At 47.8% G+C, this 18,662-nt stretch carries 18 protein-coding genes and 5 tRNA genes; 15 read left to right on the plus strand and 8 right to left on the minus strand.

Annotated features, from left to right (window positions below; translation table 11 throughout):
- Window positions 1-19: 19 nt before the first annotated feature.
- Window positions 20-502, plus strand: a complete 483-nt coding sequence (gene ybaK, locus C9I89_RS15375) for a Cys-tRNA(Pro) deacylase (RefSeq protein ID WP_107284206.1) — start codon at window positions 20-22, stop codon at window positions 500-502.
- Between the two features lie 95 nt (window positions 503-597).
- Window positions 598-1,212: a LysE family translocator gene (locus tag C9I89_RS15380; protein ID WP_107284207.1), complete on the plus strand. Its 615-nt coding sequence runs from the start codon at window positions 598-600 to the stop codon at window positions 1,210-1,212.
- 202 nt (window positions 1,213-1,414) lie between these two features.
- Here C9I89_RS15380 and smrA read toward each other — a convergent pair whose 3' ends face one another.
- Together smrA and C9I89_RS15390 are read right to left on the minus strand one after the other, a co-directional pair.
- A complete protein-coding gene (gene smrA, locus C9I89_RS15385; RefSeq protein WP_107284208.1) occupies window positions 1,415-1,996 on the minus strand; it encodes a DNA endonuclease SmrA in 582 nt (193 codons plus the stop codon).
- Window positions 1,997-2,110: 114 nt separating this feature from the next.
- The gene (locus C9I89_RS15390; protein WP_107284209.1) at window positions 2,111-2,251 is read right to left on the minus strand and encodes a DUF3149 domain-containing protein; all 141 of its coding nucleotides are present in this window, start codon (window positions 2,249-2,251) and stop codon (window positions 2,111-2,113) included.
- A gap of 407 nt (window positions 2,252-2,658) precedes the next feature.
- Between C9I89_RS15390 and C9I89_RS15395 the strand changes: the two genes are divergently transcribed.
- From C9I89_RS15395 to C9I89_RS15415, 5 genes are all read left to right on the plus strand, one after another.
- Window positions 2,659-2,735, plus strand: a tRNA-Pro gene (locus C9I89_RS15395).
- A gap of 227 nt (window positions 2,736-2,962) precedes the next feature.
- A tRNA-Pro gene (locus C9I89_RS15400) sits at window positions 2,963-3,039 on the plus strand.
- Between the two features lie 129 nt (window positions 3,040-3,168).
- Window positions 3,169-3,245 (plus strand) — tRNA-Pro (locus tag C9I89_RS15405).
- Window positions 3,246-3,254: 9 nt separating this feature from the next.
- Window positions 3,255-3,330: transfer RNA gene (locus C9I89_RS15410), tRNA-His, on the plus strand.
- Window positions 3,331-3,377: 47 nt separating this feature from the next.
- Window positions 3,378-3,454: transfer RNA gene (locus tag C9I89_RS15415), tRNA-Pro, on the plus strand.
- 331 nt (window positions 3,455-3,785) lie between these two features.
- On the opposite strand, the gene C9I89_RS15420 is transcribed toward C9I89_RS15415, so the two are convergent.
- The 4 genes from C9I89_RS15420 to tesA all read right to left on the minus strand — a co-directional run bounded on the left by C9I89_RS15420 (window position 3,786) and on the right by tesA (window position 7,636).
- Entirely contained in the window at window positions 3,786-4,649 is an 864-nt protein-coding gene (locus C9I89_RS15420) for a TraB/GumN family protein (protein ID WP_107284210.1), read from the minus strand.
- A 128-nt stretch (window positions 4,650-4,777) separates the two neighbouring features.
- Window positions 4,778-5,632 (minus strand): co-chaperone YbbN, encoded by an 855-nt coding sequence (locus C9I89_RS15425; protein WP_107284211.1) that lies wholly within the window; start codon window positions 5,630-5,632, stop codon window positions 4,778-4,780.
- A 565-nt stretch (window positions 5,633-6,197) separates the two neighbouring features.
- Window positions 6,198-7,025, minus strand: a complete 828-nt coding sequence (locus C9I89_RS15430; RefSeq protein ID WP_107284212.1) for an SDR family oxidoreductase — start codon at window positions 7,023-7,025, stop codon at window positions 6,198-6,200.
- A gap of 11 nt (window positions 7,026-7,036) precedes the next feature.
- On the minus strand, window positions 7,037-7,636 hold the full coding sequence (tesA, locus tag C9I89_RS15435) for a multifunctional acyl-CoA thioesterase I/protease I/lysophospholipase L1 (protein ID WP_146155075.1): 600 nt from the start codon (window positions 7,634-7,636) through the stop codon (window positions 7,037-7,039).
- On the opposite strand from tesA, the gene C9I89_RS15440 reads away from it, so the two are divergent.
- Both C9I89_RS15440 and C9I89_RS15445 read left to right on the plus strand, forming a co-directional pair.
- Window positions 7,635-8,309 (plus strand): ABC transporter ATP-binding protein, encoded by a 675-nt coding sequence (locus tag C9I89_RS15440; protein ID WP_107284214.1) that lies wholly within the window; start codon window positions 7,635-7,637, stop codon window positions 8,307-8,309. The two genes, tesA and C9I89_RS15440, sit on opposite strands and share 2 nt — an antisense overlap.
- On the plus strand, window positions 8,306-10,756 hold the full coding sequence (locus C9I89_RS15445; RefSeq protein WP_107284215.1) for an ABC transporter permease: 2,451 nt from the start codon (window positions 8,306-8,308) through the stop codon (window positions 10,754-10,756). The genes C9I89_RS15440 and C9I89_RS15445 overlap by 4 nt, the downstream gene beginning before the upstream one ends.
- Before the next feature lie 10 nt (window positions 10,757-10,766).
- On the opposite strand, the gene C9I89_RS15450 is transcribed toward C9I89_RS15445, so the two are convergent.
- Window positions 10,767-11,669, minus strand: coding sequence for a TIGR01777 family oxidoreductase (locus C9I89_RS15450; RefSeq protein WP_107284216.1), 903 nt, complete (start codon window positions 11,667-11,669; stop codon window positions 10,767-10,769).
- A 352-nt stretch (window positions 11,670-12,021) separates the two neighbouring features.
- Between C9I89_RS15450 and C9I89_RS15455 the strand changes: the two genes are divergently transcribed.
- The 6 genes from C9I89_RS15455 (at window position 12,022) to focA (ending at window position 16,238) form a co-directional block, all read left to right on the plus strand.
- The gene (locus tag C9I89_RS15455) at window positions 12,022-12,756 is read left to right on the plus strand and encodes a DUF1538 domain-containing protein (RefSeq protein WP_107284217.1); all 735 of its coding nucleotides are present in this window, start codon (window positions 12,022-12,024) and stop codon (window positions 12,754-12,756) included.
- A gap of 18 nt (window positions 12,757-12,774) precedes the next feature.
- Window positions 12,775-13,569 carry a DUF1538 domain-containing protein gene (locus C9I89_RS15460; protein ID WP_107284218.1) on the plus strand — a complete coding sequence of 265 codons (795 nt, stop codon included), beginning with the start codon at window positions 12,775-12,777 and terminating at the stop codon, window positions 13,567-13,569.
- A complete protein-coding gene (locus C9I89_RS15465; RefSeq protein WP_107284219.1) occupies window positions 13,569-13,919 on the plus strand; it encodes a P-II family nitrogen regulator in 351 nt (116 codons plus the stop codon). The genes C9I89_RS15460 and C9I89_RS15465 overlap by 1 nt, the downstream gene beginning before the upstream one ends.
- Window positions 13,916-14,332, plus strand: coding sequence for a CBS domain-containing protein (locus C9I89_RS15470; RefSeq protein WP_107284220.1), 417 nt, complete (start codon window positions 13,916-13,918; stop codon window positions 14,330-14,332). Before C9I89_RS15465 ends, C9I89_RS15470 begins: the two co-directional genes overlap by 4 nt.
- 79 nt (window positions 14,333-14,411) lie before the next feature.
- Entirely contained in the window at window positions 14,412-14,960 is a 549-nt protein-coding gene (gene yfcE / locus C9I89_RS15475; RefSeq protein WP_107284221.1) for a phosphodiesterase, read from the plus strand.
- Between the two features lie 432 nt (window positions 14,961-15,392).
- On the plus strand, window positions 15,393-16,238 hold the full coding sequence (gene focA / locus C9I89_RS15480; RefSeq protein ID WP_107284222.1) for a formate transporter FocA: 846 nt from the start codon (window positions 15,393-15,395) through the stop codon (window positions 16,236-16,238).
- A 114-nt stretch (window positions 16,239-16,352) separates the two neighbouring features.
- Here focA and pta read toward each other — a convergent pair whose 3' ends face one another.
- Entirely contained in the window at window positions 16,353-18,503 is a 2,151-nt protein-coding gene (pta, locus tag C9I89_RS15485; RefSeq protein WP_211315266.1) for a phosphate acetyltransferase, read from the minus strand.
- Window positions 18,504-18,662 lie beyond the last annotated feature (159 nt).

Consider the following 18,662-nt stretch of genomic DNA (forward strand, 5'->3'; position numbering starts at 1 on the left):
TCTAAGGCGTAAAACAACAATGACTCCAGCGATTAAGCTTGCCAAAAAACAGGGGATCAATTTTACCGTTCATCAATATGAACATGATCCGGAAAATACTAACTTCGGCTTAGAGGCCGCAGAAGTGCTGGGACACAATCCCAACTTGGTGTTTAAAACATTATTGTTTGCCCTCAATGGTGATGCAAAGAAACTGGCAGTGGCAATTGTTCCGGTATCAGGCATGCTTGATCTCAAAGCCGCCGCCAAGGCTGCAGGGGGCAAAAAAGCGGATATGGCCGAACCTAAAATAGCTGAAAAAACAACAGGCTATATTGTGGGGGGGATCAGCCCACTGGGGCAGAAGAAGCGTTTGCCGACTTTCCTTGATGTATCAGCACAACAATTTGAGACGATTTGTGTCAGTGCCGGACGTCGCGGATTAGAAATTGAGTTAGCACCGAAAGATTTGCTGAGCCTTACCCAAGGCCGTTTTGCACCGCTTTCAAAAGTTAAAACGTAAAAAATTAGCAGTAGTATCGTTTATCCAGATAGCTATACAGTCGTGCGGCTGGGTGTCTGTATGTTAATGTATTGCCCAAGCAGAAGGAGTAAGACATGACACTGAGTATTTGGCTTTCATTATTAATGATTTGCATATTGGGGGCGATGTCTCCGGGACCCAGTTTAGCGGTCGTAGCCAAGCACAGTCTTGCAGGGGGGAGGACTCACGGTATTGCCACGTCGTGGGCTCATGCTTTAGGTGTGGGAGGCTATGCCTTACTGACCTTGCTGGGGCTCGCGGTGGTATTAAAGCAGTCACCGACGCTATTTATGTTTATCTCTTACGCTGGGGCGGCGTACTTAGCCTATCTGGGTCTAAATGCATTGCTATCGAAAGAGGGAGTTGCGGCGAAACTGTCGGCCGGAGAAAAAACGAGCCTTAGTGAGGCGGCGCGTGATGGCTTAATGATTTCGTTATTGAATCCTAAACTGGCACTGTTCTTTTTAGCCCTATTCAGTCAGTTTGTTGCCGTGGGGACAGAAGTCTCTAGCCGTGCGATTATTGTCGCGACCCCCTTGTTAGTAGACGGCTTATGGTACACCTTTATTGCTATTGTCCTCTCCAATCCCAGCGTTCTGGCTACGTTACGAACCAAAGCGAAACTGATTGACCGCTTGTCTGGCATTGTGTTGATACTATTGGCTTTTAGGGTGGTATGGCAAGCTTAGGCTAGAGGCTAGTACTTCATCAAAGGAGTTTTGACGAGTTCAGTCACCAAACTTCGTCATTCCGTAAAGTGAGGCACGAACTTATACGGAATCTAAGGAGCACGCGGTTAGAGCTGGATCCCGGATATCTCGTTCCTCAATTCCGGGATGACTTGTTTAGTTGCTTCAACTATTCATAATTTATGTGAAAGAGTACTAGAGACTAGCGCTGGCGTTTTTGATGACGTTCGCGATTTTCCAGTTTTCGTTCCGCACTTTTTTTGAGCATGGCGTAAGTGGCTCCAGTCCCACCGTGTTGTCGCTGGGCAGAATGGAAGCACATGACATCTGAAATCTGTTCTAACCAAGTGGTGACATAACTTTTCATCATCGCGGGTGGATTAGAACGTTCACCTTTGCCATGCACAATCATCACCGTACGCACATCCATACGCTGGCATTGCTTTAAAAATTGCAGTATTTCATCCCGGGCTTGCTGTAAGGTTTTACGATGCAGATCTAAACGAGCCTGAATCTCGTATTTACCAAGACGTAGCTTCCTGAAGACACCTTCCTGTACACCGTCGCGTTTGAATTCAACCATGTCTTCAGGTTTTAGCATATTAGCGTAATCAAGTGACAGGTACTCTGGATCGCTATCGGTAAGTGATTGTGCTGCAATTTGTCTGGCTATGTGTGCTTCGGTTACCTGGTATTTATGATGCGTTTCGACTTGGTCTTGTTTGAGCGGCGATACATCGGCCATCATCTCTCGGAAGAGATCGGATTTATCGTTATCTGACATGGTTCGGAATTTGGGGGGACGATATTGTTATTATACCAAGGCATAAAGAAAAAGAAATCCAGGGTCAATACCGACAGTTTGACCCTGGCAAGCAAATTACTTTGCTAAATGGCTCTAGTGAGGAGAGGGTGCTGATAGTACTTTGTAGATAAAGTAACCACCGAAAAATATCATTAATCCCAACGCCCCAAGGATGACGATTATTGAAGAGAGTCCTATGGCATTACCAAATAGGAGATCTAGCCAAAAATCCATGCTCTGCCCTTAAGTCGTGGAATAGTAGTTACAAGATAACCAGTGAAATGAAATTGTTATGATGATCTGGATCAATGGTTTACTGGTTGTTTAATTATCGTTCCAAATGATGCGTTTGAGATCACTTAAGTAACGGTGTTTTATCTACTTTGATTGTTTGATGAGCAACTGATTCCTGAACGGTAAAAAATGCATTGTAAAACTTGCTTAAAATAAATTGCTGAGTAATATAGGCGGCCTCGACAGATACTGAGTCGAGGATCGAGTGACGAGCTTAGAGGAAACAACTCTCTGCATACATCTCGAAACTGATCGGTGAATAGCGCAGTTTGGTAGGGCATCCTGATTTTTGGGAATAGCGGACCAGAGGGCGACCCTCGGCAAGGGCACCAAAAGCCACAAAAATTCGGTGAATAGCGCAGTTTGGTAGCGCATCTGGTTTGGGACCAGAGGGTCGGGGGTTCGAATCCCTCTTCACCGACCACTTTATGTCTGTTGGATGTAAGTCGGGCAGAACAATCTGGTAATATTTGAAACATACAAGAAGTGTCGAGAATCTAGAATCTAGTGTCGAGTATCTAGAATCTAGTGTCGAGTATCTAGAATCTAGTGTCGAGTATCTAGAATCTAGTGTCGAGTACCTAGAACCTAGAACCTAGAACCTAGAACCTAGAACCTAGAACCTAGAACCTAGTATCTCGTTACTGATGTCGGTGAATAGCGCAGTTTGGTAGCGCATCTGGTTTGGGACCAGAGGGTCGGGGGTTCGAATCCCTCTTCACCGACCACTTTATGTCTGTTGGATGCAAATCGGGCAGAACAATCTGGTAAGATTTGAAACATATAAAAAGTGTCGAGAATCTAGAATCTAGTGTCGAGTACCTAGAATCTAGAATCTAGTATCTCGTTACTGATGTCGGTGAATAGCGCAGTTTGGTAGCGCATCTGGTTTGGGACCAGAGGGTCGGGGGTTCGAATCCCTCTTCACCGACCACTTACAATGGTGGCTATAGCTCAGTTGGTAGAGTCCCGGATTGTGATTCCGGTTGTCGCGAGTTCAAGCCTCGTTAGCCACCCCATATTCAGGTAATGCATACATTTCCTTGGCAATAAGCCTAAAACTGTTCGGTGAATAGCGCAGTTTGGTAGCGCATCTGGTTTGGGACCAGAGGGTCGGGGGTTCGAATCCCTCTTCACCGACCACATTAAAAAGCCCCGTCGAAAGACGGGGCTTTTTTCGATCAAAAAAGTGAAGATGATTGATTAAAACAGTCGAAGTCCGTCATCCCAGAAACCGCCAAACACTGAACTTGCAGGCTTTCTCAAAACTCATCTGGCGGTTATCAGGGATCCATCATGCGCGGAAGGTTCAGTGGGCTGTGGATCCCCGATAATCGCTACTGTAAATCCAATCGATAATGAAAAGACCAACATTAAGCGCCTCAATGGATGACAAAGAGCGAGGATGACGACGGTTTGGCTTCATCGATAAAAACTAATCTGTTCAATCAATCATAATTAATGAGTCAAGGTACTAGTTGCAGTTAGCGGACTTTTCCTGAGTCAAACGCGTAACGGTAAAACCGCGTTGCTTAAGTAAATTAGGTAAGCCTTGTTCGCCAAAGAGGTGAAATGCACCCACGACAACCACATAGTGTCCCTGCAGATATTGTTTATCGTTGCTTAATGTCTCTGCCCAATGCTGATTCCTATTAAAAATAAGTCGATTATCGGTTTCATCTGAATAATGACTATCTTCAAATAATTGAATGAGTTGCTGACTGTCACCGGCCTGCCATGCATCGATCAAACAAGATAATTCACCTTGCATTTGCTCCCATTCATTGATTGTACTTACCAGCATTTCTTTCCCATGATCCGGTAAATCTTGCAGCAGACTTAATTGCTGTTCGATACTTTCCAGTTCGAAAATCGGTAGGCCCTGATTTTCTGCTCTTTTTAACAAAATATAATCAATCCCTTGTTCCGCATTTAATCCTAGATGATTGGACAGTGCCATTTGCAGACTCACGACGGTTAACCAGGGCGGGTTATTGCTAAGAACTCGGTAAGGCAGATTTAGTTGATTGGCTATATCCGTGAGTTTCCTCATCTCATCAGTGGTTAACTGGCTATGAGATGGTGGCCCTGAAGTCTCGATATCCATTGGCGGTGGATTCAGAATATTGGCCTCGACAATCAACCCGTCTGTTGATTGCCACTGCTGCAAAAAAGCCTTGGGCAATGGGTACATGGTGTCTGTGCCGGCATGGATGGAGCCAAGAATAACGAATTGGCGCTGAGCATCTTTAGCCAGCCATACAATGGGTTCAGCTAAAGCCGAATTGGAGAAAAAAGGCAGTATGAGAAGTGCTTTTGAAAGTAACGATTTAAACATGATAAGTTCAGACCATTAAAGAGCCGACTTTTGTTATATCAATATCTGCCGTCTTTTGCCATCTTGAGGTATGAGGCAAAAAGGCCAATATCATCATGGCCTTTTCTAGATGAAGCGTTTTTTATCTGTTAGTAAAGCAGCGAATAGAGTTGGCGACGGTATTTGCCTGCCACAGGATTGCCCTGACCCAGTGCGGCCAGAATATCCATCATCGTTTTCTTTGCGTTACCGTCTGCGAAATTCAGATCCTTTCGCAGAATCGTAATTAATAGCTCTAGGGCTTCTTCCTGACGATTTACCTGACTATATTGCACTGCTAAGTCAAAAGAGACTTCAGCATTAGCCGAGTTAGTTGCCAATTTCTCTTCCAGTGAACGAATTTCCGGTGAATCGCTTGCTTGTTTGTGCAGCTCAAGTTTTGCCATTAAGCCTTTGAATTTAGAATCCTGATCCTGCATCGGCACGGTTGCTAACAGGGGTTCAGCCTCATCAAATTGTGCTGTTTCAACTAAACATTCAGCAATGGCTAAAGCGACAATACTATTTTTCGGGAAGCAGGTTGCAAGCTGGCGAAGTACAGGTAGTGCCTGTGCATAATCCTGATTGTCGACCAGAGCTAACGCCTGCTTCAGCTGCATCTCTTCCTGGCTGGGTAAGTGCTTGCTTAGCATTGTACGTAAGCTTTCTTCGGTTTGCGGACCCGCGCTGCCATCTGCCGGCTGGCCGTTTTTAAACAGGGCAACCGTTGGCAGGCCCCGAACGCCAAATTGTGCAGCGACCGCTTGTTGCTGTTCACAGTCCAGAGTTGCAAGTACAAGTTGTCCCTGATATTGCGCAGTGATTTTTTCAAGCAGGGCATTAACTTCCGCTGTTTCAGGCACTGAGGGGGCCCAAAAGCTGATGACAACGGGTGTTTGCATCGATTGCTCAATCACTTGTTGCAGGTTTTGTTCATTCAGTTCAATAGCTAAATTTTCGTACATGCCATTCATTCCATAGACTGTTTAGTTATATCTATCGCATTAAGTAACGGTATATTCATTACGGAATAACCCGTTATTGAATGTGGTGGATATTAAATATATGGGGATAGATTCAGGATTATCAAGAAGTAGTGCAGGCGGCAAGGAAAAAAGGAGAGCATTGATAGCTCTCCTTTTTAGTTTTGGAATGTTAACAGCAACGCGAGTGTCACGAAGACACAAAGCAGGTTTATCTGGCGCAATGTCATAACTACACCCTCATTTGATCATTCGTTGAACGTGCCGGAAGAAAATGAGTGATACGGGTTTCCTTCAGCCTACACCCAGTAAGGTACTCTTTTTATATGACACTAATGTGACGTTATTGTGCTTTTTTGTCATGTTTAACAAATGACTGGCTTTAAGGGCTATTTCTTTGGTTTATGAGTGTTAATCTGAGCTGTTTTTGAACAGGATTACATGGTTTTCTACCTGTTTACAGGCGTGGTTACAACAAGATAAAGGACACAGCTTGGTTTTAGCATCCAATCGTGCGCATAGCTTTCAATACCAGCAGTCATGAGGTTTAGCTACTTTTTACCAGTAATTTATCCAACCAGCGCGTAGGCAGTAGTCGACGTAGGAAGCCGAACAGATAAGTTGGCTGAGTAACGAAATAGCGAGGCTTTGGCTTATCATTGTTAATTATGTGTAACAATGAATGCAAAACGGCTTCTGGAGAGAGCGTAAATTTATTAGTTGGCGCAGATTTGCCCAATCTATCCAGCGTCTTTTGGTAACTCGGCAGGTGGCGGGAATTCGCAATATCAATGTACTGCTCGAACTTCTGTTTGGCATTTTCCCTGAAGTGGCTCCTGATAGGTCCGGGTTCAATCAGGCTTACCTCAACCGGGGTATCAGCCAGCTCCAGTCGCAGCGTGTCGGTGTAGCCTTCCAGAGCGAACTTGCTGGCGTTATAAGCGCCGCGGTATTTCATGGCCACCAGCCCCAGTACCGAACTGTTCTGAACAATTTTCCCGCTGCCTTGCTGCAACATCAACGGGATCACCGCTTTGGTTAATTCATGCCAGCCAAACAGGTTGGTTTCAAATTGCTCACGCAGTGCCTGGGTAGGCAAGTCTTCCAGTGCGCCTGGTTGACCATAAGCGGCATTATTAAACAAGATATCTAATCTGCCGCCGGTAATTTTAAATGTCTCTGCCAGCCCATGCCGAATAGATTGGCTGCAGTTGAGATCGAGCTGGACACAATGCAGTCCCAGTTCCTGAAGTTCGGCAACGTCTTCAGCGCGGCGGCAACTGGCGATAACCATGTAGCCAGCCTGATGAAGTGCCAGGGCACAGTGGCGTCCGATACCAGTACTGCAACCGGTAATAAGTATTGAGGTTGTCATAACTGTCCGTATTAAAGGTAAGGGATTAATTGTGAAACCATGAATTCAGCAATCCAGGGCTGGGCAACGGCTTTAGGGTGAAGGCCATCTGCCATTATCCATTCATCCCTTAAAATGATCCTTTCCAGGAAAAAAGGTAGTAGCGGTGTTGCAAATTCTTTGCTGAGTTGCGGATAAATTGTCCTGAATGTTTCGCTGTAGCGTTTACCGTAGTTCGGGGGGACATGGATTTGCATCAGCAGGGCCTTGGCATCCATCGCCTGAATTTGGATTATCATCTGGCTGAGGTTCTTGCGGATGGTGGCTGGCGGGAAGCCGCGCAAACCATCATTCGCACCCAGCTCAATAATGACGTAATCTGGGTTATGTTGCTGTAATAAGGCTGGCAGCCGGGCTAATCCGTTACCGGTCGTATCACCAGAAATACTGGCATTAACGACGGTCACTTCATGCCCTTGCTGCTGTAGCATCGGCTCTAATAGTACCGGCCAGCTCTGTTCTGCTCGCATTTGGTAACCTGCGCTCAGGCTGTCACCAACGACCAATAGCGTGTTGCTCCAGGCGTTGAGTGAAAATAAAAAGACCAATAAAACTGAAAGGATTCGCATTATGTCAACATCCGTGATTAAGGCAGTATCTGTTTCCAAACAGGTGACGACGGCAACGTCATCACTGACCATTTTGCAGGATGTTTCTCTTGAGGTCGAGCAGGGAGAGGCAATTGCTTTAGTTGGTGTGTCGGGGGCCGGTAAATCGACATTGATGACCCTGCTGGCCGGGCTGGATATTCCAAGCTCTGGTGAAATTGAATTGCTCGGTAACGTGCTTTCACAATTGGATGATGAGGCGCGAGCAGCATTGCGCAGTGATGCGATTGGTTTTGTGTTCCAGAGCTTCTTACTTATTCCGTCTTTGAATGCCCTTGAAAATGTCATGCTACCGGCGCTTATTCAAGGGGAGGCGGGAGATGTCGCGCGAGCTGCTGAACTGTTACATCAGGTTGGATTAACCGGGCGCGAAACGCACTTGCCATCGCAACTATCTGGCGGTGAACAGCAACGGGTGGCGTTAGCGCGTGCCTTTATGACCCGGCCCAAGGTGTTATTTGCCGATGAACCGACCGGGAATCTTGATCAGCATACGGCTGCGACGATCATTGATTTACTGTTTGCGTTAAACCGTGACCATGGCACCACCTTAGTGCTGGTGACCCATGATCCTCAGCTGGCTGAACGCTGCGACCGTACTTTGTTGATCCATGGCGGCAAGGTGGAGGCGGCATGATAGGAAATAGTGGTATCCGTCAGGCGGCAGGGCAGCCGAGACAAGGGTTGCTATTAAAATGGAGCTGGCGAGAATTGTGGCATGGTCAGCTATGGCCGGTCGCTGTTGCACTTACCCTGATTATTGCTTGCGTATTTGCTCTCGCCGCGCTGGTGGTTCGGGTTGAAAAGATCATGACGGATCAGGGGCGATCCGTCCTTGCTGCTGATCTGGTGCTGGTTTCAGGTAATCCGATCGCGCCGTCATTGATCAGCAAAGCCGAGGAGCTTGGCCTGACGCTTTCCCAGCAAACCCGCTTTGGCACCATGACCTTCAGCGAGGACCAGATGCAATTAGTCAGTGTAAAGGCTGTTGAAGGTGATTTCCCCTTACGTGGTGAGCTTGTGCTGCAAAGTTTGCAGGGTAAACGCAACCGGGTGCAGCCGGGTGAGCTGTGGCTGGCGGAGCGACTGTTCTCGTTATTGGAAGTGAAGCAAGGGGATGTTGTCGCGATTGGTGATACTGAGCTAAAAGTGTCAGGAAAAATTGAGCAAGAGCCGGAACTCTCTTTCAATCCGTTCAGTCAGATGCCTGCGGTATTAATTCACTATGATGATATCGCTAGCACTGGGGCGATTCAGCCGGGTGGCAGAGTGCAATACCGGGCTTATTTTGCCGGTAGTGACGACAAGTTAGCCGCGCTGCAGCAAGGCATCGAGCTACAACCGGGCCAGCGCTGGCTGAGTGAAACGACTCAGGGCCGAACGGGGGAACTGATCGAGCGGGCACGGCAATATCTTTCTCTTACCCTGATCCTGGTGATCATGATGGCGACGGCAACGCTGGTCTTAACGTGTCAGCATTATACGTCAACGCGTATCGAAACCGTTGCCATGATGAAGAGTCTAGGAGCAAGCAAACGCTGGTTATGGCAGTGGCTGTCGGGGCAACTGGCGATGTTATTTTCGCTGGCTGCCGTTGCTGGTGTGTCTATCGGTTGGGGGCTTGAAGCGTTGTTGCGTTTGCCCTTGGCTGATGTCTTACCGGATCCACTACCGGCAATGGGGTTCTCGCCATTACTGATCAGTCTTTTGGTTGCTTTGCTGGTGGCTGTTCCCGGAGTGGGGATTTCTCTTATTCGCCTATTGGATACACCCGCCATCTCAGTTATTCAGCAGCAGGCTGACTGGCCGAAACCGCGCAAAGGTTACGGCTTGTTACTGTTCCCCGTTGCCGCAGCACTGATCTGGTTTGGTGATAATAAGTTTATGTGGATGACCCTGGCGGGGTTAGCCGTGGTGCTGCTCCTGTTAGCTATCTTAGGGGTCGCGGTGGTGTCGTTGCTGCGCAAAGGAAAGTGGGGGCCCGCTATGACACTGGCGCTGAGCCGTATTGGCCGTAGCCGCCTGACGACGGGCGCCCAACTGGCTGCGCTCACCAGTTCGCTGATGTTGCTGGCTGTGATCTGGTTGTTGCGAACGGATTTACTGGCTGACTGGCAACATACCTTGCCGGTTGATGCGCCGAATGTGTTTGCGATTAATATCAGTCCGGACCAGCAGCAGCGTTACCTCGCAGATCTGGATAAAAACAGGGTGCCTCGATCTGAGGGATATCCGGTGATCCGGGGGCGTCTGGTGGCGGTTAACAACAGTGACGCCTTAGGTGAGGAGCAAGATCCGCAGCAACGTGATGAAGCGCTGCGACGAGAGTTAAATTTCACCTGGCGCGATACCTTACCTGTCCATAATCAGATTGTTGAGGGTGAATGGACCACCACCTCAGGGGTCTCGGTTGAGGCCGGGTTGGCTGAGCGACTAGGGATCTCGCTGGGTGATGAGCTGAGCTTTAATGTCAACAGTCAGCCCTTTTCAGCGACCGTAAACAGTATTCGCCTGGTGGAATGGCGCAATATGCGACCAAACTTCTATTTTATCTTCACTCCTGATGTGATGGCGAATTTACCTGCAACCTGGCTGGTCAGTTTTCGTATAGAGCAAGATCAGAACGAGCTGGTTAATCAGCTCGGACGGGATTATCCCACGGTCAGTCTGCTGGATCTGCGCACGATGGCTTCACGGATCCAATTGATGCTGCAGCAGGTCTCTCTATCGTTGTCGGTGCTGGCTGGGGTCGGGGTGGTCAGTGGCTTACTGTTAGTCATGACGTTATTACGATTGAGCCTGTCGCAACGTCAGCAAGAGATAAAGCTATATCGCACTTTGGGGGCCAGTAAAAAGCGCATTTCTGCGACGGTTTGGGGGGAATACGGCATCATGGCACTGCTTGCCGGGATCATGGCCGTCGCCGGGGCCGAAGCCGTTGTGGCGGCGCTGGTAAAGTGGGGGTTTGAACTGCCAGTACAATGGCATCCGACATTATGGTTGATCTTGCCGGTAGCAGCCATTGGGATGGTGCTGATGATGATCAGCACCATGCTGAGGCAGTTACTACAGCCGTTACGATAGGCGGTGCACGTTATTGGTACACGGTCAGGGTGTCTCTCAGGGCATGTTCCAGCTCTGGGTAACAGAAATGGAAGCCTTGAGCCAGCAGCTTAGCGGGAAGTGCCCGCTGGCTATCAAGCAATAAAGCGGCAGATTCTCCTAGACCGAGTTTTAATAACCAGGCCGGGGTATAGAGGATGTGTGGCCGCCTTAGTACGGTAGCCAGGGTCTGACTGAATTCCTTGTTAGTCACCGGATTCGGGGCGGTGAAATTAAATGCCCCCCGAGCGTCCGGGTGTTTGATCAGAAATAAAATACCTTTGACCATATCCTGCAGGTGGATCCAGGGAAAATACTGTTTGCCATTGCCAATGGGGCCGCCTAATCCCAGTTGATAAGCCGGTAACATTTTGGCAAGAGCCCCGCCATGTTTGGCAAGTACTATGCCGGTACGCAACAGGCAAACTCGGGTTTGTTCAGATTGTGCGGCCAATGCCGCGTCTTCCCATTTTTTACAAACTAAGTGAGCAAAGTCGTTGCTACTGACCTTCAGGCTCTCATCGAAAGGATCTGATTTCTGGTTACCATAAATGCCAACGGCCGAACCGCTGATAAAAGTATGAGGAGGCGTATCGCTCTCTTTGAGCTTTTTCACCAGAGCATCAGTGATGGCACAGCGGCTCTCACAGATGATCTGTTTCTGCTTGTCACTCCAGCGCTTATTGATGATGGGTTCACCAGCCAGGTTAATAACGACGTCGAAATTATTCAGATTGTCGAGTTTGTCCAGACTGGAAATGACCTTGATATAATGACCCAGTCGCTGATAAGCCATCGTGGGGTTTCGGCTTAGTACGGTGACATGATCATGATTGAGATGAGGGAGCAGTGCTTTGCCGATAAACCCGGTACCACCTGTGACTAGAATGTTCATTGTCGTACTTCATCCTTAATTACGTACTTAATACCAATTGAAGTGGTTTGGGTATAAGTATAACCAATAGCTATTGCTCATTATTTAATTATTTTTTATTCAATGGGTTAATCTTTCGAGCAAGGATATGTCGCAAAGGTAAGGAATGCTGTTTGGAGAGCTTCGGCCATAACTGACGCAGACCTGATAACAGGATGGTTTTTCTCCGCGTCAAAGGCAAGATCTTTGTCTGTTCAGTGTTCAGTTATGTGCTTAACTTCCCGACTCACGCATTAAAAGTTGTCTATGTAAGGCAAAGGGTTATTAATATACCTATTGGTTGAAATTTGCGCGAGCAGGTAAGGGGGAGCGAGTGAAAGCAATAGTCGCCTTATTCCGATCCATGCTGCTGAGTTTGCGTGATTTACTTCCTATTATTGCTGTTATCAGCTTCTTTCAGCTGGCCGTTTTGCAGCAGCCTTTACCTGAGTGGGGCACCATTTTGCTCGGGTTACTTTTCGTGGTAATGGGGCTAACATTTTTTATCTTCGGCTTAGAAATGGGATTGTTTCCTATTGGGGAAACAATGGCACATGCTTTTGCCAGTAAAGGGAGCTTGGCCTGGTTACTCATTTTTGCCTTTTGTCTGGGGTTTGGGACCACCATTGCTGAGCCTGCTTTGACTGCCGTTGCCAATGAAGCGGCAGAAGTGGCCGCTGAAGGGGGGATGATCGCTAAGGATGAGTCCGCCCAGGAGGACTATGCATCTGGCTTGCGCTTAACCGTCGCTTTTTCAGTTGGTTTTGCCATTATGATCGGGGTGCTCCGGATTCTGAAAGGGTGGCCGATCCAATGGATGATTATCGGTGGCTATGGCGTGGTGATGACCATGACCTGGTTTGCCCCCCCCAGCATTATCGGGATTGCCTATGACTCCGGAGGGGTAACGACATCAACCATTACCGTGCCCTTGGTGACGGCATTGGGGGTGGGGTTGGCCTCCTCGATTAAGGGACGGAACCCTATGGTTGATGGTTTCGGGTTAATCGCCTTTGCTTCGCTGACTCCGATGATTTTCGTCATGGGGTACGGCATGTTTTTGAGTTAGTGAGGAATAGGGATAGCAATGACGCAGTTCGCTTCAATCCTCACCCATTTTACTGACACATTGCTGACGACGATCAGGGATGTGGTGCCGATTGCGATCATCATCTTTGGTTTTCAATTAGCCGTATTGCGCCGTCCGGTAGCGAATTGGCACCGAGTTGCTCTTGGGTTTTTTAACGTCATTCTGGGTTTATCACTGTTTTTGATGGGGTTGGAACTGGCATTGTTTCCGTTAGGGGAATCAATGGCAACGCAGCTGACGGATCCTACTTTTTTGTTTGGTGAAGGAGCGCTGATCCCGGTCAAAATTCATTGGTCAGATTATTACTGGATATACCTGTTTGCGGCTGCCATTGGTTTTAGTACGACGGTGGCAGAACCGTCTTTGATTGCGGTTGCAATCAAAGCGAATCAGGTATCCGGCGGTACGATCAAGGTGAGTGGATTACGCATCGCTGTCGCACTGGGGGTGTCGGTAGGGATTGCATTAGGCAGCTACCGTATCGTAGTGGGGGATCCACTGCATTATTACATTATGGCGGGTTATATTATTGTGGTGGTGCAAACTCACTTTGCGCCGAAGTCGATTGTTCCTCTGGCTTATGATTCCGGTGGAGTGACGACTTCAACAGTAACAGTACCAATTGTTACCGCTCTTGGGCTTGGATTGGCGTCTACCGTACCTGGACGTAATCCGATGTTAGATGGTTTTGGTTTGATTGCCTTTGCCAGTTTATTTCCGATGATAACAGTGATGGGTTATGCCCAGTTGTCGGTCTGGCTTGGCGAGAGAAATCAAAGGAGATCTGAATAATGCGTTTTAAATTAATAGTCGCTTTTGTCGAAGATACAAAAACCGATGCTGTTCTGGATGCGGCTCGCGAGGCGGGTGCTACCGGGGCCACAGTCATCAATAATGCCCGCGGTGAAGGGTTACGCAAAAGAAAAACCTTTTTTGGCCTGACCCTGGAAGTACAGCGTGACGTGTTATTACTGGTGGTTGAAGAACATCTTGCCCGCTCAATATTAGAAACCATTGAAAAAGTTGGAGAGTTCGATAATAAAAACGGAGAGGGGATTGCGGTTCAGTTAGATGTCGAAGATGCCGTAGGTGTCGCTCACCAGGTTGAAGAGCTGACTAAGGTCGTGGAGGATAAGCTATGAGAAAACAGCCAGTTGTTCGGGTGCGGGATGTGATGGCAAATACCTACGCCATTGTAGAGGGGATCACCACGGTGGCAGAGGCGATTGTAATTGCCAAAGAGCGTCAGGTGAAGGCATTGATTGTTAATAAACGCCATGATGATGATGAATATGGCATTGTGTTGATGAATGATATTGCCAAGAAAGTGCTGGCCCAGGATCATTCACCGAAGCGTACCAATGTCTATGAGATCATGACTAAGCCCGCTTTGTCTGTGAATGCTTCTATGGATGTGCGTTATTGCGCACGGCTGTTCGAGCGGTTTGGCATTAGTCGAGCCCCGGTGATAGAAGATGGCAAAGTGATGGGGATGGTTAGCTACAATAATATTGTGCTGAATGGAATGCTGCACGAGGAAGTCCTGACAGATTAGACGGATACAGAAATAGAAATATCGTCACCATCGGCGTACTATTTCAGATTATCTTGTTACGTATGTTGTGTTTTTTCTCATGAAACTATTTTTTGCTTCCGATATTCACGGTTGTGCCGTGAGTACCCGGGCCATGCTTGCTGCTTTTGAACAAAGTGGCGCTGAACACTTAATCTTGCTGGGTGACGTGTTAAACCACGGGCCAAGAAATGCGTTGCCTCAAGGATATGCGCCGACAGAAGTGGCTGAATTATTGAATCAGTACGCTGATCAAATTATCGCGGTGAGAGGAAATTGTGACAGTGATGTCGATCAGATGCTGCTCGATTTTCCAATGATGGCAGATTATAACTTGGTACTGTTGCCTCATGGCAGACGCTTATTTCTGACTCATGGCCATCTTTATAATGGCGATAAGCATCCGCGATTAAGATCGGGGGATGTGATCGTCTCTGGCCATACCCACCTTCCTCTGGCTGAGCAAAAAGGTGATTTTTTTGTTTTCAACCCAGGCTCGGTCACCATGCCCCGAGGGGAATATCAAGCAAGCTTTGGCCTGCTGGAAGACAATACCCTTAAGGTGGTTACCTTTCAAGGTGACATAGTTTGTCAGGCTGAGTTGGTATAAGAGCCAACTTATCTGAGCAAAAAAGCGGCTTGAGCTGCCGCTTTTCTAGATCCCACTCCCGCAATGTACATGGCCGCGGCGCCATGACCACGTCAGAATAATCTCTCGCTTTGTATCCGTAACTGTCAGTATCTAAATAACGCAGTGGTCAGCGTACAGCAATGGTATGGGGAATGGCTGAGGGATGGTGGGTCTCATCAAGATTACGGAGGCCGATGGCTTGGTGGTTGTGAGGGCTTTTTTGATCGAATTGATTAATACAATTACCGAAATGTTGAAGTATGTTTACTAAATCTGTTGATTCGGTATATTCGAGGTATTGATTCGGTTATATCGAGTTTTTGTTGTGATCGAGTCTTGAATTTTGTCTGGATTAGGTCCACTATCCAGCCACTTTTTTTATGTGTTTCAGTGAGTATCAGGTGCGAGTTTATGAGTCAGGGTCAATTTGATTCCCTTTTACCGCCTCAAATGGCGGAAAAAGCGGCGGATATTGGGGTAAGTAAGGCGACCAAAGATCCCATCAAATCCTTTATGCTGGCAATTACAGCCGGTCTTCATATCGGGATTGCTTTCGTCTTTTATACAACCGTAACAACCGGAGCCGGTGATATGGCATGGGGCATGACCCGGTTGGTTGGCGGGATTGCCTTCAGTCTGGGCCTTATTCTGGTCATTATTACCGGTGGCGAGTTATTTACCAGCTCTGTACTTACCTTGGTTGCCAGAGCTAGCGGAAAAATAACCTGGAAGAGTCTCTGTGTTAACTGGACAATGGTCTACGTGGGTAACTTGATTGGTGCGCTGCTTTTAGTTGGTATCATGCTGGTAACAAAACAGTATATGTCAGCCGATGGCGGTGTGGGTATTAATACGATGAAGATTGCCCAGCACAAGCTACATCACGATTTTTTCCAGGCGGTTGCTCTTGGTATTATGTGTAATGTGCTGGTTTGTATTGCGGTTTGGATGACCTTCAGTGGGCGAAGCCTGACGGATAAAATATTGGTTACGATCTTGCCTGTGGCGATGTTCGTATCTGCCGGCTTTGAGCACTGTATTGCAAATATGTTTCAGGTGCCAATGGCGATTGGCATCAAGACACTGGCTTCGCCTGAATTCTGGCAAATGAGTGGTATGAACCCGGCTGACTTTGCTGACTTAACTCTGGGTAACTTCATTATCAACAACCTCATTCCTGTGACGATCGGAAATATCATCGGTGGTGGCGTTTTTGTTGGTATCGGTTACTGGTTGATTTATCTGCGTGAGACATAACCCCTATCGGGATAATATAGCTGTAATAAAGTTATTTAGAACATAAAAAAACGGCCTCGCATTGCGAGGCCGTTTTTATTGGATTAGCTTCTGTATCAGCCTAATAACAAATTATTAAGCGGCGTCTTCAGCTTGTTTCGCCTGAATCGCAGTCAGTGCTACGGTGTAGACGATATCGTCTACCAGTGCGCCACGAGAAAGGTCGTTAACCGGCTTACGCATGCCCTGAAGCATAGGACCGATAGAAACGAGTTCTGCTGAACGCTGTACTGCTTTGTAGGTCGTGTTACCCGTGTTCAGATCTGGGAATACGAATACCGTTGCTTTGCCCGCTACTGGAGAGTTAGGTGCTTTAGAAGCCGCTACGTTTTCCATGATTGCAGCATCATACTGCAGAGGACCGTCGATGACGAGATCAGGACGCTTCTCTTGAGCAATGCGAGTCGCTTCACGAACTTTATCGACGTCTGCACCCTTACCAGAAGTACCGGTAGAGTAAGAGATCATCGCAACGCGAGGTTCGATACCGAATGCTTTTGCAGAATCTGCAGATTGGATTGCGATTTCAGCCAGTTGCTCAGCGTTTGGATCCGGGTTGATTGCACAGTCACCGTATACCAGTACCTGATCAGGCAGAAGCATGAAGAAGACTGAAGATACGATAGATGCATCCGGTGCAGTCTTGATGATCTGGAACGGCGGTACGATTGTGTTAGCTGTCGTATGTACGGCACCAGAAACAAGGCCATCAACCTCGTCGTTTTCTAGCATCATTGTGCCAAGGAAAACAGAATCCTGCAGTTTTTCACGTGCAACGACGTCTGTCATGCCCTTGCTCTTACGTAGCTCAACCAGGCGAGCTACGTATTGCTCACGTACTAGGTCAGGATCGATGATTTTAACGCCGGCACCAAGTATTACGCCTTGCTGTTCAGCAACACGCTTGATTTCTGACGGGTTACCAAGAAGCACACACTCAGCAATGCCGCGCTCAGCACAGATAGCCGCAGCTTTAACAGTTCGCGGTTCGTCACCTTCAGGAAGAACAACACGCTTAGCCGCTTTACGCGCAAGCTCAGTGAGTTCGTAACGGAATGCCGGAGGGCTCAGGCGGCGTTCGCGAGAAGAGCCTTCAGATAGCGAGTCAATCCACTGCCCATCAATGTGGCTGGCCATGTATTCGTTAACGAGCTCTACACGCTCTTTATCGTCAGCGGGTACTTCCAGGCTGAAGCTCTGCAGGTTCAGAGACGTCTGCCAAGTGTTGCCTTGTGCCGTCATGACAGGCAGGCCTGTCTTGAATGCGCGGCTACACAGATCCATCACTGGCTTCGGTAGCTCATAGCCGCCAGTCAGTAGCAGGGCACCGATTTCCATGCCGTTCATTGCAGCAAGACATGCCGCTACGATAACGTCAGGACGGTCAGCAGAAGTGACCAGCAGTGAACCCGGACGGAAGTGCTCAACCATGTTCGGGATAGAGCGCGCACAGAAAGTGATGCTCTTAATACGACGAGTCGCGATCTCACCGTGGTTGATAATCTCAGCGTTAAGGTGCTTTGCAATATCCGTTGAACGTGTTGCGATCAGCTCAGAACTCCATGGTGCACAGCCAAGTACACGGATTGGGCTAGAGTTGAATACCTGCATGACTTCAACATGAGTAGGGGTTGTGGCTTCAGCATCGTCAAATATTTCAGACAGATCAGGACGCGTACGGCCTTCTGCATCGACTGGTGCGTTTAGTTTGTTAACAATAACGCCAGAGATTTGCTTGTTCTTAGTACCGCCGAAGTTAGAACATGCAACTTCGATACGCTCTTTAAGTTGTGCTGGGTTATCTGTACCCGGCGCTACAACGAAGACGATTTCAGCATCCAGCGTTTTCGCGATTTCATAGTTAATCTGGTTCGCAAATGTGTGCTTGCGTGTCGGTACCAGACCTTCGATTAAGGCAACTTCAGAATTAGCTGTCGCTTCTTTGAAACGGGCAACAATATCTTCTAGCAGTACATCACTCTTGTCGTTGCGGATAAGTTCTTCTGCATGTGCCATTGAAAATGGTTCTGCAATTTTCATATCGCTGTTAGCGCGGATGATCGTTGTTGTCAGATCAGGCTCTGTATCACCGTGACGTGGCTGGGCGATAGGCTTAAAGAAAGAAACGAGAACGCCTTTGCGCTCCATTGCACGAACAACACCAAGACTAACGCTAGTTAGGCCAACACCAGCGCCAACTGGGATAAGCATAATAGTACGGGACACTATGAATTCCTCAAACTATTGAACAATACAGTGCTGTTCAATAATGATTTGTTAATCGTTATTGAGCAGCACCACAAAAAAAAAGGTCATGCTATCGTGAAAGACGATAAACCATGAAAAAATGGCCGGCCAAAGCCAGCCATTATTTGCTGAGCCCAA

Origin of the sequence: Photobacterium lipolyticum (assembly GCF_003026475.1) — a bacterium.
Taxonomy (GTDB): Bacteria; Pseudomonadota; Gammaproteobacteria; order Enterobacterales; family Vibrionaceae; genus Photobacterium; species Photobacterium lipolyticum.